Origin of the sequence: Gemmatimonas sp. (assembly GCF_021298855.1) — a bacterium.
In the GTDB taxonomy this organism is placed as follows: Bacteria; Gemmatimonadota; Gemmatimonadetes; order Gemmatimonadales; family Gemmatimonadaceae; genus Gemmatimonas.
In genome coordinates, this window is the sequence record NZ_JAJTHI010000032.1 from 88,466 (window position 1) to 109,736 (window position 21,271).

At 68.8% G+C, this 21,271-nt stretch carries 25 protein-coding genes; 6 read left to right on the top strand and 19 right to left on the bottom strand.

Annotated elements, in window-relative coordinates; genetic code table 11:
• Nucleotides 1-147 precede the first annotated feature (147 nt).
• Genes LW840_RS11090 through LW840_RS11100 form a run of 3 tightly spaced genes read right to left on the bottom strand, consistent with a single transcriptional unit; the run spans nt 148 to nt 3,007 of the window.
• A complete protein-coding gene (locus tag LW840_RS11090; RefSeq protein ID WP_291260222.1) occupies nt 148-1,281 on the bottom strand; it encodes an ABC transporter permease in 1,134 nt (377 codons plus the stop codon).
• Entirely contained in the window at nt 1,278-2,039 is a 762-nt protein-coding gene (locus LW840_RS11095; RefSeq protein ID WP_291260223.1) for an ABC transporter ATP-binding protein, read from the bottom strand. The genes LW840_RS11090 and LW840_RS11095 overlap by 4 nt, the downstream gene beginning before the upstream one ends.
• Complete coding sequence (locus LW840_RS11100) at nt 2,036-3,007, bottom strand: HlyD family efflux transporter periplasmic adaptor subunit (RefSeq protein ID WP_291276988.1); 972 nt, start codon at nt 3,005-3,007, stop codon at nt 2,036-2,038. Before LW840_RS11100 ends, LW840_RS11095 begins: the two co-directional genes overlap by 4 nt.
• 75 nt (nt 3,008-3,082) lie before the next feature.
• On the opposite strand from LW840_RS11100, the gene LW840_RS11105 reads away from it, so the two are divergent.
• The 5 genes from LW840_RS11105 (at nt 3,083) to LW840_RS11125 (ending at nt 6,823) form a co-directional block, all read left to right on the top strand.
• Nucleotides 3,083-3,520, top strand: a complete 438-nt coding sequence (locus LW840_RS11105) for a SufE family protein (protein ID WP_291260225.1) — start codon at nt 3,083-3,085, stop codon at nt 3,518-3,520.
• 115 nt (nt 3,521-3,635) lie between these two features.
• Complete coding sequence (locus tag LW840_RS11110; RefSeq protein ID WP_291260226.1) at nt 3,636-3,884, top strand: CDGSH iron-sulfur domain-containing protein; 249 nt, start codon at nt 3,636-3,638, stop codon at nt 3,882-3,884.
• A gap of 21 nt (nt 3,885-3,905) precedes the next feature.
• The gene (locus LW840_RS11115; protein ID WP_291276989.1) at nt 3,906-4,673 is read left to right on the top strand and encodes a lysophospholipid acyltransferase family protein; all 768 of its coding nucleotides are present in this window, start codon (nt 3,906-3,908) and stop codon (nt 4,671-4,673) included.
• Nucleotides 4,674-4,731: 58 nt separating this feature from the next.
• Nucleotides 4,732-5,760 (top strand): NAD(P)-dependent oxidoreductase, encoded by a 1,029-nt coding sequence (locus LW840_RS11120; protein ID WP_291266181.1) that lies wholly within the window; start codon nt 4,732-4,734, stop codon nt 5,758-5,760.
• Nucleotides 5,747-6,823, top strand: a complete 1,077-nt coding sequence (locus tag LW840_RS11125) for a dihydrodipicolinate synthase family protein (protein ID WP_291276990.1) — start codon at nt 5,747-5,749, stop codon at nt 6,821-6,823. The genes LW840_RS11120 and LW840_RS11125 overlap by 14 nt, the downstream gene beginning before the upstream one ends.
• A 96-nt stretch (nt 6,824-6,919) precedes the next feature.
• Here the strand turns inward: LW840_RS11125 and LW840_RS11130 are convergent, their stop codons facing one another.
• The 15 genes from LW840_RS11130 to LW840_RS11200 form a co-directional block, all read right to left on the bottom strand.
• Nucleotides 6,920-7,420, bottom strand: coding sequence for a hypothetical protein (locus tag LW840_RS11130; protein ID WP_291268935.1), 501 nt, complete (start codon nt 7,418-7,420; stop codon nt 6,920-6,922).
• Between the two features lie 8 nt (nt 7,421-7,428).
• A complete protein-coding gene (locus tag LW840_RS11135) occupies nt 7,429-8,400 on the bottom strand; it encodes a prohibitin family protein (RefSeq protein ID WP_291260232.1) in 972 nt (323 codons plus the stop codon).
• Nucleotides 8,384-8,644 (bottom strand): hypothetical protein, encoded by a 261-nt coding sequence (locus LW840_RS11140; RefSeq protein ID WP_291260233.1) that lies wholly within the window; start codon nt 8,642-8,644, stop codon nt 8,384-8,386. Before LW840_RS11140 ends, LW840_RS11135 begins: the two co-directional genes overlap by 17 nt.
• 79 nt (nt 8,645-8,723) lie before the next feature.
• Nucleotides 8,724-10,106, bottom strand: coding sequence for a TIGR01777 family oxidoreductase (locus LW840_RS11145; RefSeq protein ID WP_291276991.1), 1,383 nt, complete (start codon nt 10,104-10,106; stop codon nt 8,724-8,726).
• Nucleotides 10,106-10,777: a DNA-3-methyladenine glycosylase gene (locus LW840_RS11150; protein WP_291276992.1), complete on the bottom strand. Its 672-nt coding sequence runs from the start codon at nt 10,775-10,777 to the stop codon at nt 10,106-10,108. The genes LW840_RS11145 and LW840_RS11150 overlap by 1 nt, the downstream gene beginning before the upstream one ends.
• 1 nt (nt 10,778) lies before the next feature.
• Nucleotides 10,779-11,363, bottom strand: coding sequence for a hypothetical protein (locus tag LW840_RS11155; protein ID WP_291266188.1), 585 nt, complete (start codon nt 11,361-11,363; stop codon nt 10,779-10,781).
• Nucleotides 11,364-11,528: 165 nt separating this feature from the next.
• The gene (locus tag LW840_RS11160) at nt 11,529-12,923 is read right to left on the bottom strand and encodes an ATP-binding protein (protein ID WP_291266189.1); all 1,395 of its coding nucleotides are present in this window, start codon (nt 12,921-12,923) and stop codon (nt 11,529-11,531) included.
• A gap of 167 nt (nt 12,924-13,090) precedes the next feature.
• Nucleotides 13,091-13,774, bottom strand: coding sequence for a hypothetical protein (locus tag LW840_RS11165; protein WP_291266190.1), 684 nt, complete (start codon nt 13,772-13,774; stop codon nt 13,091-13,093).
• Between the two features lie 9 nt (nt 13,775-13,783).
• Nucleotides 13,784-14,155, bottom strand: coding sequence for a response regulator (locus tag LW840_RS11170; protein WP_291260239.1), 372 nt, complete (start codon nt 14,153-14,155; stop codon nt 13,784-13,786).
• A gap of 48 nt (nt 14,156-14,203) precedes the next feature.
• Nucleotides 14,204-14,491, bottom strand: a complete 288-nt coding sequence (locus LW840_RS11175; protein ID WP_291266191.1) for a flagellar biosynthesis anti-sigma factor FlgM — start codon at nt 14,489-14,491, stop codon at nt 14,204-14,206.
• 115 nt (nt 14,492-14,606) lie between these two features.
• A complete protein-coding gene (locus LW840_RS11180) occupies nt 14,607-14,876 on the bottom strand; it encodes a hypothetical protein (protein ID WP_291266192.1) in 270 nt (89 codons plus the stop codon).
• Nucleotides 14,877-14,888: 12 nt separating this feature from the next.
• On the bottom strand, nt 14,889-15,350 hold the full coding sequence (locus LW840_RS11185) for a hypothetical protein (RefSeq protein ID WP_291266193.1): 462 nt from the start codon (nt 15,348-15,350) through the stop codon (nt 14,889-14,891).
• A gap of 31 nt (nt 15,351-15,381) precedes the next feature.
• Complete coding sequence (gene fliS, locus LW840_RS11190) at nt 15,382-15,786, bottom strand: flagellar export chaperone FliS (protein WP_291260243.1); 405 nt, start codon at nt 15,784-15,786, stop codon at nt 15,382-15,384.
• 68 nt (nt 15,787-15,854) lie between these two features.
• Nucleotides 15,855-17,915 (bottom strand): flagellar filament capping protein FliD, encoded by a 2,061-nt coding sequence (gene fliD / locus LW840_RS11195; RefSeq protein WP_291268741.1) that lies wholly within the window; start codon nt 17,913-17,915, stop codon nt 15,855-15,857.
• 89 nt (nt 17,916-18,004) lie between these two features.
• The gene (locus LW840_RS11200; RefSeq protein ID WP_291266195.1) at nt 18,005-18,772 is read right to left on the bottom strand and encodes a flagellin; all 768 of its coding nucleotides are present in this window, start codon (nt 18,770-18,772) and stop codon (nt 18,005-18,007) included.
• 408 nt (nt 18,773-19,180) lie between these two features.
• Here LW840_RS11200 and LW840_RS11205 point away from each other — a divergent pair, with 408 nt between their 5' ends.
• A complete protein-coding gene (locus LW840_RS11205) occupies nt 19,181-20,617 on the top strand; it encodes a tetratricopeptide repeat-containing glycosyltransferase family protein (RefSeq protein ID WP_291260246.1) in 1,437 nt (478 codons plus the stop codon).
• A 155-nt stretch (nt 20,618-20,772) separates the two neighbouring features.
• Here LW840_RS11205 and LW840_RS11210 read toward each other — a convergent pair whose 3' ends face one another.
• Nucleotides 20,773-21,267, bottom strand: coding sequence for a flagellar assembly protein FliW (locus tag LW840_RS11210; RefSeq protein WP_291260247.1), 495 nt, complete (start codon nt 21,265-21,267; stop codon nt 20,773-20,775).
• Nucleotides 21,268-21,271: the final 4 nt, after the last annotated feature.

A 21,271-nucleotide genomic window follows, 5' to 3' on the forward strand; every position in this document is an offset into this window, starting at 1 on the left:
CTTGGCGGGTGGGATATCGGGGCCACGCGCAGCGTCGGCCCCGCATTGTTCTTCCGCCTGCCTGCCCAACTGCCGTCTGTGGTTCCTGCCGTCTGCCGTCTGCTGCAGCCCCCCGCCACGTTCCCGCCGGCACAACCCGCCAACACCCTAGTCCAGCGTCTTCGAGAACCGCCGCACACTCACCGTGAACAGCGTCCCCGCCAGCACGCACAGCGCGCCCAGCTGCACCAGCAGGTCCCGCCCGCCCACCCCCTTCAACAGCACCCCGCGCAGAATGTCGAGAAAGAACGTGAGCGGGAGCAGCAGCCCAAGCCACTGTGCCGGCTCGGGCATGGCGGCGCGCGGGAAGATGTAGCCGCTCAGCAGGATGTTGGGGAGCATGAAGAAGAAGCTGAGCTGCATGGCCTGCGCCTGGCTGCGCGCCACGGTGCTGATGAGCAACCCCACACCGAGCGATGCCACGATGAACACCAGCGCGAGCGCGTAGAGCAGCGCGAGATTGCCACGCACCGGGATGCCGAAGAACAGCACGCCCAGCAGCAGGATGACGCTCATCTGCACGTACCCCACCATGACGAAGGGCACGAGCTTGCCGAGCATGAGGCTCGACTTGCCGATGGGGGTGACGATCAGCTGTTCGAGCGTGCCGCGTTCGCGTTCGCGCACGATGGCCGTGCTCGTGATGAGCGTCATGGTGATGGTGAGCAGGATGCCCACGATCCCCGGCACGATGAACGTGGCGCTCCGCTGCGCGGGATTGTACCAGGGACGTACCCGGATCTCCACCGGCGAGCGCAGTTGGTATCGTTGCGCGAGCAGCTGCGCCCCGCGCGCCTGCGCCGCCAGCTGCGCGCCGGCAATGGCGGCCCCGCTCGACTGCGGGTCGGCCGCGTCAATGAGCAGCTGCGCCACGCCGGTATGCCCACCACGGATGTTGCGCTGGTAGTCGGGGGGAATCACGAGCGCCACGCGGGCCGCACCGCGCTCGATCCAGCGCTTGGCGTCGGCGCGGTCCGAGACCCGCGTGATGACCCGGAAGTTGTCGGTGTTCTGCAGCACCTGCACCAGCGCCCGGCTCTCGCTGGTGCGCGATTCGTCCACCACCACGGTGGGGAGCCGACGCACGTCCGTCTGGATGGCATAGCCGAAGAGCACGAGCTGAATGGCCGGCAGCCCCGTCATGAGCGCGAACGTGAGACGGTCGCGCCGCAGTTGGAGGAACTCCTTCCACAGCATGGGCCACACCGTCCATCGGCGCAGGCGATCCAGCCACGCGCTCACGGCAACCCGCCCGCGTGCGCCGCGGCCTCATCACGCTGTTGCAGCATCACGAACACGTCTTCCACCGTTTCCGCGCCGAACTGCTGCACCACCTCCGCCGGCGTCCCCAGGCCGATGAGATGACCGCGTGACAGGAAGGCGAGCCGCATGCACCGCTCGGCCTCGTCCATGTAATGGGTGGTCACGAGCACGGTGGTGCCGGTGTTCGCGAGATCGTAGATGGTCTGCCAGAACGTGCGCCGCGCGGCGGGATCCACACCGGCGGTGGGTTCGTCGAGGAACACCAGGTCGGGGTGGTGCGCCGTCGCGCACGCCAGCGCGAGCCGTTGCTTCCAGCCGCCGCTGAGCGTGCCGGCGCGCTGCCGCAGACGCTCGCCCAACCCCAGCAGCGCGATGTGCTCGGCCAGCCGCTCGTCACGCGCACGACCAACCAGCCCGTACACGGAGGCGTAAAAGCGCAGGTTCTCCGCCACGGTGAGTTCGTCGTAGAGGCCGTAGCGCTGCGACATGTAGCCAATGCGGCGGCGCACCTGCTCGGGCTGGGTGGTGATGTCGAACCCGGCCACCTCCGCAGTGCCGCTCGTGGGGAGCACCAGACCGCACAGCATGCGAATGGTGGTCGTCTTGCCGGAACCGTTGGGCCCCAGCAGGCCGAACACCTCGCCACGCCGGATCTCCAGGTCGAGGCCATGCACGGCCACGAGCGTCCCGAAGCGCTTGTGCAACGCGTGGGTGCGCACCACGAGCGGCGCGTTCACTGCGCGGGCGGCAGCGTCACCGTGATGGGCATGCCGGCCCGCAGCCGGTCACCGGCCTCCGCAAACTCCACCTTCACACCAAAGAGCAGATCCTCCCGTTCCTGCTCGGTGAGCGCCACCCGCGGCGTGAATTCCGCGCGCGTGGCAATGGCCGTGATGCGCCCCCGAAAGGTCGTGGTGTCGCCGTCGAGGCGCGCCGACAGCGTGTCCCCGGCCTTGAGCCGCGGCAGCACGAACTGCGACACGTAGATGCGCGCCCACGGACGGCTGGGCTGCCCTACGGTCAGGGCACTCTGGCCCGCGGCGAGCACTTCGCCAGGCTCCACGTTGCGGCTCGAGATCACGCCGTCCACCGGCGAGACAAGTACGAGATCGCTGGCCGTCGCCTTCCACGCGTCCACCGCCGCTTGCGCCCCGCGCGCCTCGGCGGCAGCCGCGCGGCGCCGCTCGACGCGCGCCCCATCCCGCACCAGCCGCAGCGCCTCGCGGGCCGCGTCGCGACGGCTGGCCGTGCTCCGTGCGGCGGCGCGTGCGGCATCAAGGGTGGCGCGACTCACGTCGCCCTGTGCGGCGAGCGGCTCGAGGCGCGCCAGATCGGCCGCCGCGCGCGTCGCGTCGGCATCGGCCACCGCCAGCTCCTGGTCGGCCCGGGCGATCTCCGCCGGCCGCGGACCGTTGGCCAACTCCTGTGCGGCCGCATCGGTCGCAGCCGCCCGCGCCTCCGCCTGGGCAACCGAGGCCGTGAGGGTCGGGGTGGAGAAGACCGCCAGCGTGTCTCCGGCCCGCACCGGGTCCCCCTCCTGCACCAGCACGCGAACCGCCCGTGCCACCTGCAGGGGACCCACGTTCACTTCCACCATCTCGAGAGTGCCGACCGCGGTCTCCAGCCCCGAGTTCGGCGAGCAGGCCGTAACGAGGGCCGGGAGCAGACACCGTAGCCCGATCTGGCGTACGCAGCGATTGGTCATCCCCCAAATCAGCACGCCCGCGCCACCCGCGGCCAGACCCGCCACCCCTCCCCCGTCCTGCTACCTTTCAATGTCATGTCCGATGCCCTCCTCGATCTGCCCCCCGCGCTGGCCCGCACCCTGAAGCAGTTTCGACTGCTGGAGCGGGAGGACAAGATGCAGGCGCTGCTTGCGTGGTCGAAGAAGCTCGAGCCGCTCCCCGCGCGCTTCGCCGCTCTCGACCGTGCCGCGTTCACCGTGCCCGAGTGCCAGACACGCGTGGACATCTTCCCCGAGTACCGGGACGACGGCACGCTGCACTTCTACGCCGATGTGAATGCCCGCCAGTCTCCCACGGTGGCGGCCGTGCTGGCGATCGTGTTCGCGGGGGTGAACGACCAGCCACCCGCCGTCACCCTCGCGCTCCCCGCCGACGTCGTGCGCCTGCTCATGCAGGACATTGGCCTTGGCGCGCGCGAAAGCGGCCTCAATGCCATGATTGCCCGTCTCAAACGGTTCGCGACGACGGACTGACGCTCCGGAGGCAGGAAGAAGGTTCTCAGGATGAAGGAGTCAGGCTCCTTCGCCCTTCCCCCTGATCCCCTTCCCCCTGCCCCCTCCCTTGTCATAACCCCCTTCCATTTTCCCCATGCCCATCACCATCACCGTCCGCAAGAATGGCTCGCTCGGCATCAGCGCCGAAGATGCCGCCCAGATCGTCCTCGTCGACCACGAAGGGAACGTCATCCCGCCGCGCGCCGAAGGGCGCCCCATGTCGCTCTGCCGCTGCGGCGCGTCCAAGGTGAAGCCCTTCTGTGACGGCGCACACAAGGAGGCCGGCTTCTGTGATCCCCTCGATGCCGTGGCGCCCACCGAGTCCACGCCCGCGCAGGGCTGAGGCACGACGATGCTGGGAACGGTGCTGAACTGGTGGGCGTGGGTGGAAACCGTCCTGGTCGTGATTCTCGGGACGCCCGTGGTCGCGCTCATCTGGCTGTTCACCGCACCGTTCGACAAGGGGCGCTACGCCGCCGGGCGGGCCTTCCGCCTGGTCGGCGTCACCGCCATGCGGCTCAACGGCCTCTGGCGATTCCGCACGCGCGGGACGCTGGCGGATCCGCGCCGGCCGTACGTGGTGGTGGCCAACCACGAGAGCTATGCCGATGTGTTCCTGATCAGCTGCTTCCCGTGGGAAATGAAGTGGCTCAGCAAGGACACCATGTTCAAGATCCCCTGCATGGGGTGGATGATGCAGATGGCGGGAGACATCAGGCTCGTGCGTGGGGATCGGGACAGCACGATCAACGCCATCGCGCAGTGCCGCGATCGGCTGGCCAAGCGCGTCAGCGTGATGATCTTTCCCGAGGGCACCCGCTCCAAGACGCAGGAAATGCTCCCGTTCAAGGACGGCGCCTTCCGCCTGGCCATCGAGAGCCAGGCACCGGTCCTCCCCATTGCGGTGGCCGGCACCCGCAACGCGATGGCCAAGGGCACGTTCCGCTTCCTGCGCGCCACCGCCCTGGCGCAGGTCCTCGAGCCCATCGACACCGCGGGGATGACGCTCGATGACATCGGCCGGCTCAAGCAGATGGCGCGTGAGCGCATTGACGCCGGACGTCGGGCACTGGCCGCGGAACTCGGCATCGCGATGCCCCCCGTGGCGACGGAGTCGGCGGCCACGGTGTAGCTGGTATACCGTCTTGTCCGTGTCATCCGTGGCTTTCTGATCTCCCATCTCTCCGGGAATGTCCGCCATCGACAGCGCCCCCACCACCGAAGACTCGCTCGAGGCCCGCCTCGCCGCTCCCGACGAGGAAACCATTGCGGCCCTCGAGCAGCTCGACGGCGACATCGTCATTCTGGGTGCTGGCGGCAAAATGGGCCCCACGGTTGCACACATGGCCCGCCGTGCTCTCCACGATCGCACACGGCGCGTGATCGCGGTGTCCCGGTTCAGCGATGCCACCGCCGCCGCCCAGCTCGAGGCGCACGGTGTGGAGGTCATCCGCGCCGACCTCGCCGATCCGCGCGCCGTGGCGATGCTTCCCGACGCACCGAACATGATCTGGATGGCCGGGCAGAAGTTCGGCACTGCCGGTGATCCGGTGGGCACATGGACGCACAACGTGGTGGCCAGCGTGCACGCGGCCGAGCGGTATGCACAGAGCCGCATCGTCTGCTTCTCCACCGGCAACGTGTATGGCCGGTCACTGGTGGCGCGCGGCGGGTCGCAGGAGGGTGATGCGCTGGTGCCCGACGGCGAGTACGCCGCCAGCACCATCGGCCGCGAGCGCGCATTCGAGAGTGTCGCGCGACGCAGTGGCTCACCGTTGCTGCTGTATCGTCTCTTCTACGCGTGCGACCTGCGCTACGGGGTGGTCACCGAAATCGCGCGCCGCGTGCTCGAGGGTGAACCCGTGGACGTGACGACGGGTTGGGTGAACGTGATCTGGCAGGGGGACGCCAATCGTCTCGCCTTGCGCGGGCTGCTGGTGGCCAACAATCCGGCGCTGGCGCTCAACGTGTCCGGCCCCATGGTGCGCGTACGGGAGTTGGCCGAGCGTATCGGCCGGCGCGCTGGTATCGCGCCCCGGCTCGTCGGCGAAGAGCAACCGGATGCGCTCATCGGCAACGTGGACCGGCTCGCCGAGTACCTGCCGTACACCGCGCTGCCGCTCGACACCCTCTGTGCCTGGGCGGTTGCGTGGGTACGGCAGGGCGGGCGTCTGCTGGCCAAACCCACGAAGTTCGAGGTGCGCGATGGCCGCTTCTGAAAGCGCCGGGTTCAACGTGCGCGCGCACCTGCAGGCCGGGCACGTGATTCCGGCGCACCCGCTGGCGCTCACGCCCGCACGAGACATGGACGAGCGGCATCAGCAGGCGCTCACCCGCTACTACGTGGCGGCGGGGGCCGGCGGCATGGCGGTGGGAGTACACACCACGGGCTTCCCCATTCACGACGCGAAGATCGGGCTTTATCGCCCGGTGCTCGAACTCGCCGCCGCCACCGCCGACGCCGCCTTGGCCACCGCGCCGCGCCCGTTCGTACGCGTGGCGGGGCTCATTGGTGATACCGCGCAGGCGCTGCGCGAGGCCCAGATCGCGCTGGCCCTGGGCTATCACTGCGGCCTGCTCTCGCTGGGGGCGTGGCGTGACGCCAGCGACGACGCCATCCTCGCGCACTGCCGGCGCGTGGCCGACGCCATCCCGCTGTTCGGCTTCTACCTGCAGCCGGCGGTGGGCGGGCGGCGGCTGGGCTACGCCTTCTGGCGCGAGTTCGCGGAGATTGCCAACGTGGTGGCCATCAAGGTGGCCCCGTTCGATCGCTACGCCACGCTCGACGTGGTGCGCGCACTCGCCGACGCCGGGCGCGACGACATCGCGCTGTACACCGGCAACGACGACGCCATCGTGGCCGATCTCGTGACCGACATCCCCGTCACGAGTGGTGGCCGCGCCTACACGCGGCACTTCGTGGGTGGACTACTGGGCCAATGGGCGGTGTGGACCCGCACGGCGGTCACGATGCTTGCGGAGATCAAGGCGTGGCGTGCGAGTGGGAGTAATGCCATGCCGCGTGAGTGGCTCACCCGCGGCGCGGCGCTCACCATGGCGAATGCCGTGATCTTCGATGCGGCGAACGGCTATACCGGCTGCCTGCCGGGCATTCTGGACATCCTGCGACGGCAGGGGCTCGTGCGCGGCACCTGGACGTACGACACGCACGAACGGCTGTCACCGGGGCAGGCGGAGATGCTGGCGCGATTGCCCGTGCTGTATCCCGAACTCACGGACGATGCGTTCGTGGCCGAGCATCGGGATAGCTGGCTGGGTTAGGGAGACTGCTCGTCGGAGGCGCAGAGCCGCGGAGGCACGAAGAACAGTAGTGGTTGTCTCCGTGCCTCCGAGGCTCCGAGGCCTCCCCCGAGTTGCTCAACCCACCTGAGGCAGCAGCCGAGCGTGCCAGCTGGCACCGGCCGGCTTCTCGAACTCGCGGCGCCAAGCACCGACGGTGACCACCGTGGGATCGAACACGTGGGTATCGGCGTGAATCGTGCCCGCCGCGCCAGCCGCGCGGAAGGCGGGCCGACCGGCCATCGCCACGGCGCCGTACGCGTCACGCCAATACACCGCGCCAGTGCCCACCATCGAGGTACCGAGCTGCGCCTCGAGCGCGCGCAATGCGTGAAAGAGGGCATCGATGGAGCAGCCGGAGGCGTTGCTGGCGGCTTCGTCCACGCCTATGGCGAGGAAGCGATCGTCGCGCCAGTCGCGCGCGCAGACCAGCGGCACCCCGTGTGCCCGCCACTGCTGCAGATGGGCGTCCACGCTCGACAACAGCACAGCGGCGGCGGCCCCCGTGATGGGAGCCGCCGCCGCAAAGACCCACACGCGCGCCTCGTCCGGCAGCGCGTCGAACGGAATGATCGGCATGCCGCAGTTTACGGGTTCTTCGTCGTCCCCGGCAACTGCATCATGGGCATCGCCCCACCCGTCACCTGCGGCATCTGCCCGTTCCACCGCTTCGCCATTTCGTACTGCACCAGCGTGTTGGTGATGCTGCGCGAGAGCAGGTCGTTGGCCTTGGCCTGCGCTTCGGCCTCGGTGAGAATGGCCTTGGCACGCCCCGCCGCCTTGATGCTGTCGCCCTGCGCCTGGAACGTGTTCTTCTGCAGTTCGTTCTGGGCCGTGAGCGCCTGTTGCGACATGACGTTCTTGAGCGAGATGGCGTCCATGACGGCCTTGGGCGCCCGGAACTCGTTGAGCGTGAACTGCCGCACGGCAATGCCATAGGGGTCCAGCCGCTTCTGCAGCGCCGCCTGCGTCCGCGTGACCGTCTCGGCCTTCTTGGGGCCGAGAATGTCGGCGATCATCTCCTGCCCCACCGTTTCCTGCAGCGACTGCCGGATGGCCTGCTTGATGAAGCCATGGGAAATGGTCTGCACGTCGGTGCGGAACGTCTGGTAGAGTGCCGGCACCTTGGCCCCTTCCAGCTCGAACGACATGGACACGTCGAGCGACAACGGCTGCCCCTCGATGGAATTCACGTTGATCTCGTCGTTCCCCGGTGAGCCCTCGGTGCTTTCCCGCGTGAGCACCAGCGTCTGCATGAACGTGGGATACTCCTGAATGGCCGTGAAGAGCGGATTGCGCAGGTGGAACCCCGGGCCGAGCGGCTTGGGATCCACGCCACCGCCGGCCCGGTTGATCACGATGCCCACGTGCCCCGGCTCGATGTAGGCGATGGTCGGGCGCAGCAGCAGGATCGCGGCCAGCAGTGCCGCCGCCGCGAGGCCGAGCTTCTTGAACACACCGCCGCCCTCACCGCCGCCGCCCGACTGCAGCGAATTGCGCACGGAGTTCTCGAACGAGTACTTCAACTCTTCGATCTTGTCGTCAACCGATCTGGCCATGGACTGCTTCCTTGTAGCAATGAGGACACAGGGATTCGCCCGTGGGAAGTCGCACGAGATCGGCTTCCGGTTGGAGCCCGTGCACGGGACAGGTCAACTCCGCCTGCTTGTCGATGCGCTTGCGGTTGGCCGACTGACGGAGGCGCCGGCCTACCGGGGTGATCCCCAGCGCGGTGACGAAAATCGTCCCCACCACCGCCACCAGGGCGATGAAGAGGACGGTCTCGAGGATGATCACGTTCATGTACTAGAACCTACGATTGACGCGCGAAAAGGTGTCAAAGTGCGACACGCGCCGGCAAAGTTTCCAACAACGAGAACGTTCAGCCAGCCAGCGCACCCAGTTCGAAGCGCAGCATGGACTCCAGCGAGGGGTGCCGCCAGCGGAAACCGTGGCGCTGCAGCACCCCCGGCACCACACGCTGGCTCGCGAGCACGGTGCTGTCGGCCATCTCGCGTCCCAGAGCGATCCGCAGCGCAAAGGCCGGGGCCGGGGCCAGCGCCGGACGCGACAGCACACGGGCCAGCACCCGCGTGAACTCGGCGTTGGTGACCGCCTCCGGCGCCACGAGGTTCACGGGGCCGGCAATGTCATCGCGCATGAGGCAGAAATGCATGGCGCCGATGTGGTCGTCGAGGGCGATGGGGCTCACCCACTGGGAGCCGTCGCCCAGCGGCCCGCCAAGCCCCAGCCGGAAGAGCGGGGCCTGCTTGGCCAGCGCGCCGCCAGCCGCGCCCTGCACGATACCGGTACGCAGGTGCACAACCCGAATGCCGGCCCCGGCGGCCGGTTCGGTAGCCCCCTCCCACGCGCGGCCAACTTCAGCCAGATAGTCGCTGCCGAAGCGGCTCTGTTCGTCGAGCACATCGTTGCCGCGCGAGCCGTACACCCCAACGGCCGACCCACTCAGCAGCACGCGCGGCTTGCGCGACAATCCGGCCAGAGTGTGCGCCAGCAGCGACGTGCCCTCCACCCGGCTGTCGCGAATGGCCCGCCGGTGCGCGTCGCTCCAGCGCTCGGCGATGCTCGCGCCCGCGAGATGAATGACGGCGTCGACCCCTTCGAGGGCCGCCGGGTCGAGCGTCCCGCGCGCGGGATTCCAGCTGATGTCCACCACCCCCGGCTGTACGGGGCCGCGCCCGATGCGCAGCACCTCGTGCCCGCCGGTGCTGAGGAACGCGGCCAGCTGGGAGCCAATGAAGCCGGTCGCCCCGGTAATCGCGACGCGCAGGCGCGGCCGCGCCGCGAATTCGGCATGACGCTCGAGGTCGCCAACCGTGACCGCGTGACGGTAGGCGAAGACCCGGGCCAGCGTGCTGTCGGCGAAGCGGCCGGCGATCGCGTCGCCGAGGGCACCCAACGGCAGCTCGTAGCGGATGTGGTCATCGAGCACACTCGCGTGCTCACCGTCCGGTTCGAACGCGTGCGTATGCACCCACGAGCGAAACGGCCCCTCGAGCATCACGTCACGAAACTGCCGGTTCTCGAGGTAATCCCGGTGTTCGAGGTGCCACGTGGTGGGCACTGGTCCGGTGTGCACCCGGAGTTCCACACGGGCGCCATCACGAATGCCGCCCACGTGCGACACCACCTCGGGGCGATCCCATGGTGGTGACAGTCGCAGGAACGCACCCGGGCGCTCGTGCCATGCGAACAGTTGCGTCACCGGCACCGGCACGCGTACCCGCTTGCGAAACTCCGCCATCACCAGCCTCCGGCATCCTCCAGATCCAGCACACGCCAACAGTACCAACTGGCAACGCTCGCCCACGGACGCCAGTTCCGCGCCAGGCGGGTGAGTCGCGCCGCGTCCGGGAGGGTGCGCGTGCGGTAGATGCGCTGCGCCCCCTTTCGTACCCCCAGGTCGAGCACCGGGAGCACATCGGGCCGGCCGAGGCGGAACATGAGGAACATCTGCGCGGTCCACGGACCGATGCCTCGCACGGGCACGAGCGCATCGATCACCGCCTCGTCAGCCATGGTGTCCAGCGCGTCGAGGGGCAGGCGTCCATCCACCACGTGCGTGGCAAGGTCGCGTATCGCCCGTTGCTTGGCCGTGGACAGCCCGCAGCCACGCAGCGCGTCCTCGTGGAGTGCCAGCACGGAGTGCGGGTCGGGCGCTTGCGCGTCACCGCCCACCAGCGCGGCAAAACGGCCGTGAATCGTGGCGGCGGCGCTGCCGCTCAACTGCTGGTAGATGATGTTTCGGACGAGGTGCCCGAAGTGCGAGCCTTCGCGCCGCGGCAGCAGGGTGCAGGCGCCCACGGCGTCAATGGCGGCTGCCATGCGCGGATCCTGGGCGGCCAGCTCCCGTTCCGCCTGCCGCAGCCGCGCGCGGGTCAGCGCGCTGACACCGACCCGTGATGATGCGGGCACGTCACATGCTCGCGCTGAACATGATGTGCGCCTTGGGCGTACCCGGCAGCATGAGCCACGGTTTCGAGTCCGACGGCACGGTGCTCAACCCCGTCGTCGCCGCCGTGGCGAAGGGCACGTACACCACGAACAGCGTGCGACCGCCCTTCACCGTGCCCGTCGCGGCGTCGTAGCTCTGCGCGAAGATCTGATACAGCGCCGCTGGTGCGGTGGGCATCTTGATCTTTCCGCCCTTCACCTCGGCAAAGCGCACCGTATCCACCTGCGCCCCCTTCACCCCCTGCGCGCGCAGGGCGCGTCCGCGCGCCATGAACGGCTCCATCGTGTCGGCATAGCAGGAGACGTGGAACTGCTCTTCCGCCGGGTCATCGGCGAGGCACAACATGCCGTTCTTCACCGGACGGAGCAGTTCCAGCTTGCCCGCCGTGCGGTAGCCCATGACGCCGGCCCCGTCGCGCATCTCCTTGGGGAGGGGCAGGACCGCCGCCGCGAGCTGTTCGGTCACAGCCGGCGTTGGCTGGGCCGCCAGCGAGCTGACCATGGTCACGAGGCCCACCAACGCGGCGGGGAGGGAGCGAACGTACATCGGGCGTCTCCAGTGGAGGGGCAGCGGGCCTCACGTTCCGGCGCGGGTGTTCGCCGCAAACGCCGAGGGCGCGAGCGTGGAACAGACTGCCCCCAAGATGGGGCTCCGCCAGGCGGGTGTCACGCCTGCCACGCGATTCGCGCCGTGGCCGCTGCGCTGCCGGCGTCAGCGGAGTGACAGGGGCAGCTGGAGGATGAACGTCGCCCCCTTGCCCGCCACCGACCTGATGTCGACGCGGCCATGCAGGGCCTCGAGGTTCCGGCGCACCACATCCAGCCCGACGCCACGGCCGGAGATGTCGGTGACCTGCTCGGCCGTGGAAAAGCCCGGCGCGAAGATGAGGTTGAAGACCCCGACGTCCCCCAGACGCGACTCGCTGTCCAGCAGCCCACGCTCGATGGCCCGCCGGACAATGCGTTCCCGTTGCAGGCCACGACCGTCGTCGCTGAGCTCCAACCCGATGTGGCCGGGCGTCCGATAGGCGCGCAGGCGTATCACGCCGGGGAGCGGTTTGCCATGCGCCATACGCTCGGCGGGCGGCTCGATCCCGTGGTCCACCGCATTCCGCACCATGTGGACCAGCAGCGCGCCGAGCCGGTCCACCATCGTGCGATGGATCTCGACCTCATCGCCCTCGGCGACGAACTTCACCGGCTTCCCGACCTTCGTGGCGGTGTCGCGCACCACGCGGGCGAGCTTCTGGAACACCGGCCCCAGTGGCACCATGCGCAGCGACCGCGACAGATCCTGCAACTCGCGGACGATCGTACTGGTGTGCGTGACCTTGCGGAGCAGCGCGTACTGGGGACTGTCGCCAACCGCCCCCTCGCCGGCGATCAGGGATTGCGCGATCATGGACTGTGCGGTCACCAGCTCGTCCACGAGGTCGGTGAGGCGGTCGAACCGATCGATCCGGATGCGGATCGTGGATTCCTCGGCCTCCGCCCCCGCCTCGGCAACGTCGCCCGCGATTACGGCCGGAAAAACCCCGTCGGCGGGACCGTGCAGCGGTACCGGTTCGGTGTCGACCGCCCGCAGCGGCACGTAACTGGCGAGCGCCTCGAGCAGCGCGAAGTAGCCCTCCGGAACCGGCAGACGCCCGTCGCCATGGAGGGCGCGCGCGACCACCGCGAAGAGCGACTTGAGCATGTCAGCGGACTGCAGCGCCAGGTCGGCGCACCCCCGCGAGAAGGCGATCTCCCGGTCGCGCACGCGGCTCAGCAGCGACTCGGCGTCATGTGCGCACGCGGTAATGCGCGCCAACCCCAAGAAGCCCGACGTCCCCTTCACGGTGTGAAAGGCGCGGAACACCCGGTTCACCGCCTCCGTATCCGACGGGTTCCCCTCGAGAGCCAGCAACGCCGCTTCCGCGTGTGCGACGCACTCGCGGCCTTCTTCGAGGAACTCAGCGAGCAGGTCGCGATCGATGTCGTCGGCCAGGCATTCGATCACCGCGCTGCCGTCGCGATCGGCGAGGTGGGGGGCGTGAGGCAGCTCCGGACCGGCAACCTCCGGCGGCATCGGCCGCGTGGCCGCGTCGTCGAGAGGGTGAGGCGGCATTGGCTGTGACAGCGCGAAGACGGGCATTGGGCGGCGGCGGGGGCAAACGGGGTCCGTGGGGAGTATCGGCTCCTCCCGCGCCCATGTTTACTGAAACGGCACGTCAGGGCCGCCGTGCGGCATGGTGGGGTCCAGCGTGCGCATCGCCGGCGGTGGACCCGACGCGATCAGGCGGCGGGTGCCTTCACCTTCGTGAAGATCGTGTCGGCCAGTTGCTGACGCGCCTCCGCGTTGCGTGTCGTGGCGTTCGGATCGTAGGTCCTCGGGTCCGGCGTGGCCCCCATGGTGGCCAATGGCGGCTCAGACGCGATGGTCGCGTCGAAGAGGGCGGCGATCTCCGTGAGGCGCGTTTCCATTTCCACGAGCACGGCCGAGGCGTGCGCCAACTGCTGCGCCGTGATGTCCTGGAACTGCAGCGCGCCCATCATCATGAACAGTTCGTCCCGCAAGGTCGCACGAAGCCTCTGCGCCTTGCCCCGATCCGGCGACGGGACGGCGTCGATCGCGTCCAGTTCATCGACGATGTGGCTGGCGCGGTCGCAGGCGTCGAGGATGTCGATCGCGGCGTCCTCCGTGGCCACGGTCACTTCCTGGATCTTCGCGTGCGTGTTCCGGAGCATGGTGAAGGAGGTGCACTGCAGCACCTGCCTGGTGTCGCGCATTTGGGACAACACGGCGTGGATCTGGCCGTTCGCGCGCTCGAGAATGACCGGCAGGTCGGAGACGCGCACGGCGTCGAGGCGCGGGTCGTCCGCTGCGGGGCCATCACGGAGCTGGTCGAGCTCCTGGTCGACGAGGCGCAGGGCGGCCTCGGATTCGTAGTACGCCGCGTGGGCGCGGGAATCGGTCACGGGCTCCCCTCAGGCCGCCGCCGCAGGCAGGAGCGCATCGATCTTCTCCTTGAGCGCCTGGGGGGTGAATGGTTTGACGAGGTAGTTGCTCACGCCGGCCGCCATGGCGACCAGAATGTCTTCCTTGGCCGAGCGGGCGGTGACCATGAGCACAGGCACCTGTCGGCCGTCGTCACGCAAGCGCAGGGCTTTCGTGAACTCCATGCCGGACATGTTGGGCATGTTCCAGTCTGTAATGACGAAACGCACCGAACTGTCGAATCGGGCGAGGGCTTCCAGCCCGTCGCCCGCCTCCACGGTGTCGTGAAAGCCGATCCGCTGCAGCGAGTTGACGACGATACGGCGCATGGTTGCCGAGTCGTCCACCACGAGGAACTTCATGGGGGCCGGTCTCCAGGGTCTGGCGGGGTATAGCGGGCTCCGACGGCGTCAGAGATCGCCGCGTGAGAGAATGCGCCGGGCGACCTGATCCACCACATCGAGGGTGTTGTAGGCGCCGGACAGCACCCGCTGCCGGAGTTCGGCCACGCGTTCCGGATCGAATGCGTCGTTCTGCTCGGCGTTGAGCCGACGGGCGGCATCCGAGATCTGGACCTGGTCCGCCTTGACGGGCTTGACGTCCGGGACCTCGGCGACTGGCTGCGCGGGGCGCTGGTCGGCCTGGGTGCCCATCGGCGTCAGGCGCAGCAAGTCGGTGTAACCACTGATTTTCGTCATAAGGATCCTCCTCCTCCGAGGGACTATCGGCAGCGCCGACCCGTAACTTGAGTTGCGCCCTGAATTCCTTCTTCCACAACAGGGCATGCCCCTCGTCTGACCTGAGCGGCTGGCCTCAGCGGCTGACCCGCTGGGCCGGGCGCGCCGGGTACCGGATGTCGATGGTGGGCGCTGCCGTGACCTCCCGCGACGGATCCGGCTGAAACCGGACCGGAGCCCCGGTGGCCCACGGCCGCCCTCCCGTACCGGTCACCAGATGGGTTGCCCGCAGTCGCAGCTGCTCCACCTCGTCGGTCGCCAGCATGGCGTCCTGCTCGGCGGCGGCGTCGAGTTCGTCCAGCTTCTCCTTCAGCAGCTGATCGAAGCGTTCCGGGACAGTGGTCACGGGTCCGCGGCCTCAGCGCCGGAGATCCACGAGACGGGGGCTGCCCGATGCACCGTAGGCCGAACCCGTCACCGACGCCTGCTGGATGGTCTCCAGTTCGTCGCGCAACGCCGCGGCCCGGCGGCCCACCTTGGCTGCCAGCTCCACCATGAGGTGGTGGGTGTTCACCACCGCCGCACACACGTCGCCGACCAGCGCTTCGGCGTCGTCCACCACCCGCTCAGTGGCCGCAAAGGCGGCGCTGTCGGCCGTGGGACGCTCCGAGCGGAGCACGACCAGCTGCTCGGCGAGGTCCTGCAGCAGGCGCTCATGTTCCGCCAGCAGGGCGAAGAACCGTGGGTCGTCGACCGAGGACGCGACCTCCACCTCCATTTCGCGGGCCAGCACATCCGCGGTGGCGCACAGCGCGAGCGCAGTCCGGGCGGCTTGGACGCGCCTGGCCGCGGGGGCAGTGGATGCGGCGACGGGGGGCATATGAAGGAATGCGCTCAGGGGGCGGGCCGGGTCAGGCGCTCTTGCGCGCCGTCTTCTCGGCGGCCAGCTGCTCTGCCGCGCCGACGAAGCCGTCGCGCAGCAGGCTCGCGATCGTCACGAGCTTGCGCATGACGTGCAGGTCACCGCGCTGCCCGATGTCGACCAGCTCGAACAGGAGATACTGATACAGGTCGGCCAGCTGGTTGGCGAGCGCGCCGCCCTTTTCGAAATCGAGCGTTCCCAGCAGCTCGGTCACGATGTCCCGCGCCCGACGCAACGACGTCAGGCGCAGTTCGACGTCGCGGCGCTCCATGGCGATGCGCGCCCGCTCCAGGTTCACGACCAGCTGCTCGAACACAATGACCACGAGCTTGTGCGGCGACGCCGCGTGGATCTCCATTTCCCGGTAGCTCGAGGACTGTGAGGCGTAGGACATTGGTACCGAAGTGGCTCAGGGGAGAAGGCTCGGGGCGACTCGCATCGCCCCACGCGTGTGAGTATCGGCTACTGCTTGTTGCCCTGAAGTCCCTGCATGCTCGCCAGCAGGGACCCGCTCTGCTGCTTGAGCTTGGACACGGCCTCTTCCATGCGGGTGTACTGCTGGATGAGCTGCTGCCGGCGCGACTCGAGCCGCTTCTGCGCATCGGCCTCGCGCTGCCGGAGCGTAATGGTGGTCTGCGTGATGGTGTCGATCTGGACGCTGATCGCCCCGTTCCCGAACGAGGTCGCCGCATCGGTGGCGGCGACGAACGCCGTGCCCAGGCCGGTCATGCCGAAGAGCGTCTCGACCTCGGTGGGCGCCGATGTCATGGCCGTCTTGAACGTGTCCTCGCTGAAGGTGAGGAGACCGTTGCGGTCGAGCACCAACCCCACACTGACGGCCGAACCGTAGGTGGCGTTGCCGGCCACCTGGGTTCGCAGCGACGCCGTGAAGCTGTCCACCACGCGCCGCAACGTGCTGTCGGCATACAGCGGCGCCCCGGGAACCCGCTGCTCGTCGAAGAACTTGCGGACGTCGTTGTAGGCATCGCGGAAGGCCTTTACCGCGTCCGTGGCGCCCTTCACGTCGCGATCCACCGTGACGTCGATCGCGGTACCCGGCTCGGCCGTGAGGAGGTTGAGGTTCACGCCGTTGATCGCGTCCGTGATGGTGTTGGACGACCGCACGACCTCCCGGCCATCCACGCGGATCACCGCATCCTGGCCTCGCTGCAATTCGCGACTGCGCCCGACCACCGCCGTGGTCGCGGTGGCGAGCGACGCGGTGGAGCCGCTGGCCCGGGTAATGCTCAGGGCGAGCGACAGCCGCGAGGCGCCGCCCGTCTGGTCGGTGAGGCGAATCCGCCCATCCTCCCCGAGCGCCGCCGTGGCAGGGCGCGCCCCGGCCCCGAAGCCGCTCGTGGCGTCGTTGAGCCGGTCGAGCAGCGTCTGCATGGTGTCACCGGGCTGGACGACCAGGCCGAAGTTCACCGCCGTGCCGTCGCCGCGCGTGCCGCGAATGTTGATCGCGTCACCAACCGCGAGATTGGCGGCCACGCCGTCCACCTTGAGGCTGCTCAGTGGCGACGACGCGGTGGCGCCGAGTTCGGAGGCGCCTCCACCGCTGGTGAAGATCCCGGTCTGCATGGTCTGGCGCACGAGACCGGCCGTGCCGGCCTGGAACCCCAGCGCGTCGATCGCATTCTGTGAGAACGGATCACCGGCCACGGCCGACACATTGCCATCCACCACGAGACGATAACGCGTCTCGTTCCCGTACAGCTCCGACTCCACCGATGCCGAGCCGCCGGCCGCGTTGATTCGCGCGGCAATCGTCGCGATCGATTCCGTCGCCAGGTCCGCCGTGACGACCACGTCGCCGACGCGGATCTGAGCTGGCTGGGGAAAGACGGCCATGCCCATCGCCGCCGCGGCGGCAATCGTGGCGGACGAAATGGGCTTGGAGCGCGTGTCCACGAACCCGAGTTCGCGCGTGAGGGCACCGGTGATGTCGGCGCCCGTCACGTTGGTCGCGCCAGCCGAGTTGGCCGTGAGGACCAGACGCCCCGCCGTCCCCCCCTCGTTCACGATCGTGGCCGTGACCCCGGCGTTCGCCTCGTTGATCTTGGTGCGGATGCCCTCGAGCGAATCGGTCGCCGCCACGCTGATGGCGGTCCCGTTGATCGAGAACGATCCCGTGAGATTGCGCGCGGCCGTGACGTCGCTGAATGAGCGCCCGGACCACTTGGCGGTATCCGCCAGCTGCAACACCTCGACGCGGTACCGCCCGGCGGTCGCGTTGGTCGTGGGCGTCGCCGACAGGAGGGTGCGGGACGTCGACGGACTCGACGGGACGGTCGCGGAAAAACCACCAAAGCCCGTGCGCCGGAGCGCGCGTGCATTGGTGTTGAGCGTTTCGACCAGCTTCTGCAGCTTGGTCCACGCGTCTTTCTGTTCGCTGCGGGCGGTGATCCGACTGGTGATCGGGGTGACCGAGCGGGCTTCCAGGGCCTTGATCGTCGAATCGACGATGTCGTTCCACTGCATGCCGCTACTCAGGCCCCCGATATTCATCGAGGTGGACATGGGTTCCTCTCAGCTGTGCATCTAAGGCCAGTCCCCGGGACCGGCGAGAACGCCGGCCCCGGGGAATCTCACGTCAGGAGAACGCGGGTTTAGCGGAGGAGCTGGAGAATGCCCTGGCTGCCCTGGTTCGCCTGCGACAGCATGGCCTGCGCCGCCTGCGTGAGGATGTTGCTGCGGGTGTACGTGGCCATTTCCTCGGCCATGTCGACGTCACGAATGGTGGACTCGGCCGCGCGGACGTTCACGACCGCCGACTTGAGGTTCTGCACCGTGTAGTCGAGCACGTTCTGACCGGCACCGATGTTGCCCAGCACCGCGTTCACGACGTCGAGCGCCGCGTCGGCATCGGCCAGGGTCGAGGACCCCGTCAGCGCCGACTGCGTGAGGCTGGCGTTGATGGTCAGCGTGCCGTTGGCCGTGGCATCGGACACCTGGTAGACGATCGACCCGAACACCGCCGTGCCCTGCAGGTTCGACGAGTTCTGGATACGCGTGGCTTCCGTGGAGAGGCTCGCGATTTCGGCGTCCATCGTGGCGATGGTCGCCGTGCTCGACGTGCCGTTGTTCTTCTGCACGATGAGCTCCTTCTGACGCTCGATGATGCGGCCGATGATCTGGGCAGCGCCTTCCGCGATCTGGAGCATGGCGTTGCCCTGCTCGGCGTTCGCCGCCGCCTGCGAGAGGGCACGGCTCTGCGTCCGCAGCTTGTTGGCGATCGCCAGACCGGCGGCGTCGTCGGCGGCGCGCGAGATGCGCAGGCCCGACGCGAGCTTCCGCATGCTGCTGTCCATCGCCATGTTGTTGACGAAGGCGTTGCGCGAAGCCGTGAGGGCGCCGACGTTGGTATTGATACGCATGGTACTATCCTCCGTGATGTGTGTGTCGAGGCATCCGTGCCTCGTTCCGCGTCCGACGTCCGGAGCGCGGTCAGTGCACAGTCTCGGAGCCGGGCCGCGGAACTTGAGCGGACGAGCGATTCCGACCGGAGTTCTGGCCCAACGTCTCACACTCCCGGCACACCCGTCCCGCTCTCGGCGCTCGGCGTCACACCGGGGGGCTCCGCCGCCTCCCCGCCCACGCGGACTCGGCAGGATCTGCCGACCAGAGAGAGGGCGCAGGCGGCAGCCCGTGCCGATTGGCCACCGGAATGCCTCGAAAGTGTTTATTTTACAAGTACTTGCATTGGCACGATTCGTGCTCGAGGTGACGGAAACGTGAATGGCTCGCGTCCGAGCCGATCTCCCCCTCCGCCCCGTCCGCTCCGCATGCGACCCCCCGCGCCACGCCCCCCTCGGAACGCCAGACTCGCCGCCCACACGCGCCCCGGGGAACGCCCGGCCGCTTCGCGCTGGCAGGCGCGGTACCGCGAGGCGCGCGAGGTGGAGCGCGCCGGGGATACCCCGGCAGCCATCGCCATGCTGGAGGAGGTGGTCGCCGTCGCGCCCAACGAGCACGTGCCGCATCACGATCTGGCGGTCCTCTATCGCCGCGTCGGACGGCTGGCAGACGCGCTCCGGGAGTTCCACGCCGTGGCGACGCTCTGCCCGCACGACAGCACGGCGGCGAACGACGTGGCCGCGGTCCTCTCGCAAATGGGGCATCAGCCCCTCGCCTTCGCCTCGGTCGAGCGCGCGCTGGCGCTCGACCCCACGAACGTGGCGGCCATGCACAACCTGGCCGAAATCCTCAAGCACATGGGCGACGCCGCCGCCGCCCGGGACGTGTACGCCGCCGCGCTCGCCCTGGCACCGAACGACGCACGGGCCCGCATGCAGTACGGCATGGTGCTGGTGGCGCTGGGGGCATGGCCGGCCGGTTGGGCCGAGATGGAGCACCGCGAAGAGGCCATCGGGGTCGAGGTGCTGTACCGCGAACGCCCGCAGACCCCCCGCTGGACGGGGCGCGAACCCCTAAGCGGGAAGCGGCTGCTCATCGTACACGAGCAGGGATTGGGTGACAGCATCATGTGCGCCCGCTTCGCCGCCACCCTCGCCGCGCGCGGCGCCACGGTGCACCTGAGAACCATGGAGCCCCTGCTGCCTCTCCTGAGCGCGGCGCCCGGCGTGGCCGAGTGCAGTGTCGACGGCACCCCGCTGCCCGACCATGACCTGCACATCCCCCTCATGTCGCTGATGCACGCGCTCGCGATCGGGCCGGAGGGGCTCAACGGCGCGCCCTATCTCGCTCCGCAGGGCGCATGCCCGCCGCACCTCGCCGAGCAGCTCCCGCGCGACGGGGTGCCCACGGTCGCCCTCACGTGGGCGGGGAATCCCCAGCACACCAACGATCATCGTCGCTCGATGCGCGGGGCCCAGCTGGCCCCGCTGCTGCAGCTGCCCGGCGTGCGGTTCGTAGCCATGCAGAAATCCCCCGCGGTGGCCAGCGCCCTGCCGCCGGAGCTGCAGGACCGGCTGGTCGACGTGGGAGCCCAGTGCCACTCGTTCAACGACACGGCGCATGCCCTGCAGCGGGTCGACCTGCTGGTGACCGTCGACACCTCCGTGGCGCATCTGGCGGGTGCCACGGGCGTGCGCACGTTACTCTGCTTGCCGTTCTGCCCCGACTATCGCTGGGGGGTGAGCGGCGAGCATTCCCCGTGGTACGACAGCCACACCATGCTTCGTCAGCGGGATGCGTCGGGGTGGGATGGCGTGCTGGGCGACGTGATGGCCGCGGTCCGGCAGTTGCGGGATCGCGGCTGAGCGCGGCCCTCGGCGGCGGTCGTGAATTCCGCCCGGACGACGGGTCGCAGCGAGACCGTTCCGATCTCGCCCGGATTCCCCGAAGAGGTACCCCCATGCCGGTTGCCATTCTCGCCGGCCGACCAGTTCAGGAGCTCGATGTGCCTGCGGCGCGATCAGCCCTGGGCCACGGGATCGTCCTGCAGCGGATACCGCGAGAGGTCGACCGCCTCGGCCAGACCGAACTGCTCGTCCCGATTCACCACCTGCTTCACCAGGCACTTGCTGAGGTTGAAGACGAGCGGAGCGCGGAAATTGGCGGTGACCGACCCACCGGCCGCTCCGGGCAAGGCGACCAGCACCAACGCCAGCGCATCCGCTTCGTTCACCAGCGCCAGTTCATCGCGCTCGTGGTCGGTGAGATCGATGCTGTACCCGTCGACCGCCACGAACGGATCGGCGAGCACGAAGGTCGTTGCCGAGTCGGTGGTGGAAAGGAACCACCAGAGCCCCCGGCGCGCCGCCGGCAACAGCGCGAACTCGCGATGCGGCTCGAAGCCCCACATCGGCACCGTGAAGCGCATCACCGCATCGGCGGGCACCTCCATCATGCCGAGGGGGTGGGCAATCGCAACGGGGCCGCGGGACTGTTCCATGGCGGCAGTGCTCATCGGG

Bases quoted from the DNA above. Each gene is read 5' to 3' on its own strand.
- LW840_RS11175 (WP_291266191.1), bottom strand. From the start codon at position 14,491: ATGACGAAAATCAGTGGTTACACCGACTTGCTGCGCCTGACGCCGATG.
- LW840_RS11210 (WP_291260247.1), bottom strand. From the start codon at position 21,267: ATGAGCACTGCCGCCATGGAACAGTCCCGCGGCCCCGTTGCGATTGCC.
- LW840_RS11200 (WP_291266195.1), bottom strand. From the start codon at position 18,772: ATGCGTATCAATACCAACGTCGGCGCCCTCACGGCTTCGCGCAACGCC.
- LW840_RS11120 (WP_291266181.1), top strand. From the start codon at position 4,732: ATGTCCGCCATCGACAGCGCCCCCACCACCGAAGACTCGCTCGAGGCC.
- LW840_RS11135 (WP_291260232.1), bottom strand. From the start codon at position 8,400: ATGGCCAGATCGGTTGACGACAAGATCGAAGAGTTGAAGTACTCGTTC.
- LW840_RS11145 (WP_291276991.1), bottom strand. From the start codon at position 10,106: ATGGCGGAGTTTCGCAAGCGGGTACGCGTGCCGGTGCCGGTGACGCAA.
- LW840_RS11125 (WP_291276990.1), top strand. From the start codon at position 5,747: ATGGCCGCTTCTGAAAGCGCCGGGTTCAACGTGCGCGCGCACCTGCAG.
- LW840_RS11205 (WP_291260246.1), top strand. From the start codon at position 19,181: ATGCGACCCCCCGCGCCACGCCCCCCTCGGAACGCCAGACTCGCCGCC.
- LW840_RS11140 (WP_291260233.1), bottom strand. From the start codon at position 8,644: ATGAACGTGATCATCCTCGAGACCGTCCTCTTCATCGCCCTGGTGGCG.
- LW840_RS11100 (WP_291276988.1), bottom strand. From the start codon at position 3,007: ATGACCAATCGCTGCGTACGCCAGATCGGGCTACGGTGTCTGCTCCCG.
- fliD (WP_291268741.1), bottom strand. From the start codon at position 17,915: ATGTCCACCTCGATGAATATCGGGGGCCTGAGTAGCGGCATGCAGTGG.
- LW840_RS11185 (WP_291266193.1), bottom strand. From the start codon at position 15,350: ATGCCCCCCGTCGCCGCATCCACTGCCCCCGCGGCCAGGCGCGTCCAA.
- LW840_RS11160 (WP_291266189.1), bottom strand. From the start codon at position 12,923: ATGCCGCCTCACCCTCTCGACGACGCGGCCACGCGGCCGATGCCGCCG.
- LW840_RS11105 (WP_291260225.1), top strand. From the start codon at position 3,083: ATGTCCGATGCCCTCCTCGATCTGCCCCCCGCGCTGGCCCGCACCCTG.
- LW840_RS11170 (WP_291260239.1), bottom strand. From the start codon at position 14,155: ATGAAGTTCCTCGTGGTGGACGACTCGGCAACCATGCGCCGTATCGTC.
- LW840_RS11130 (WP_291268935.1), bottom strand. From the start codon at position 7,420: ATGCCGATCATTCCGTTCGACGCGCTGCCGGACGAGGCGCGCGTGTGG.
- LW840_RS11110 (WP_291260226.1), top strand. From the start codon at position 3,636: ATGCCCATCACCATCACCGTCCGCAAGAATGGCTCGCTCGGCATCAGC.
- fliS (WP_291260243.1), bottom strand. From the start codon at position 15,786: ATGTCCTACGCCTCACAGTCCTCGAGCTACCGGGAAATGGAGATCCAC.
- LW840_RS11155 (WP_291266188.1), bottom strand. From the start codon at position 11,363: ATGTACGTTCGCTCCCTCCCCGCCGCGTTGGTGGGCCTCGTGACCATG.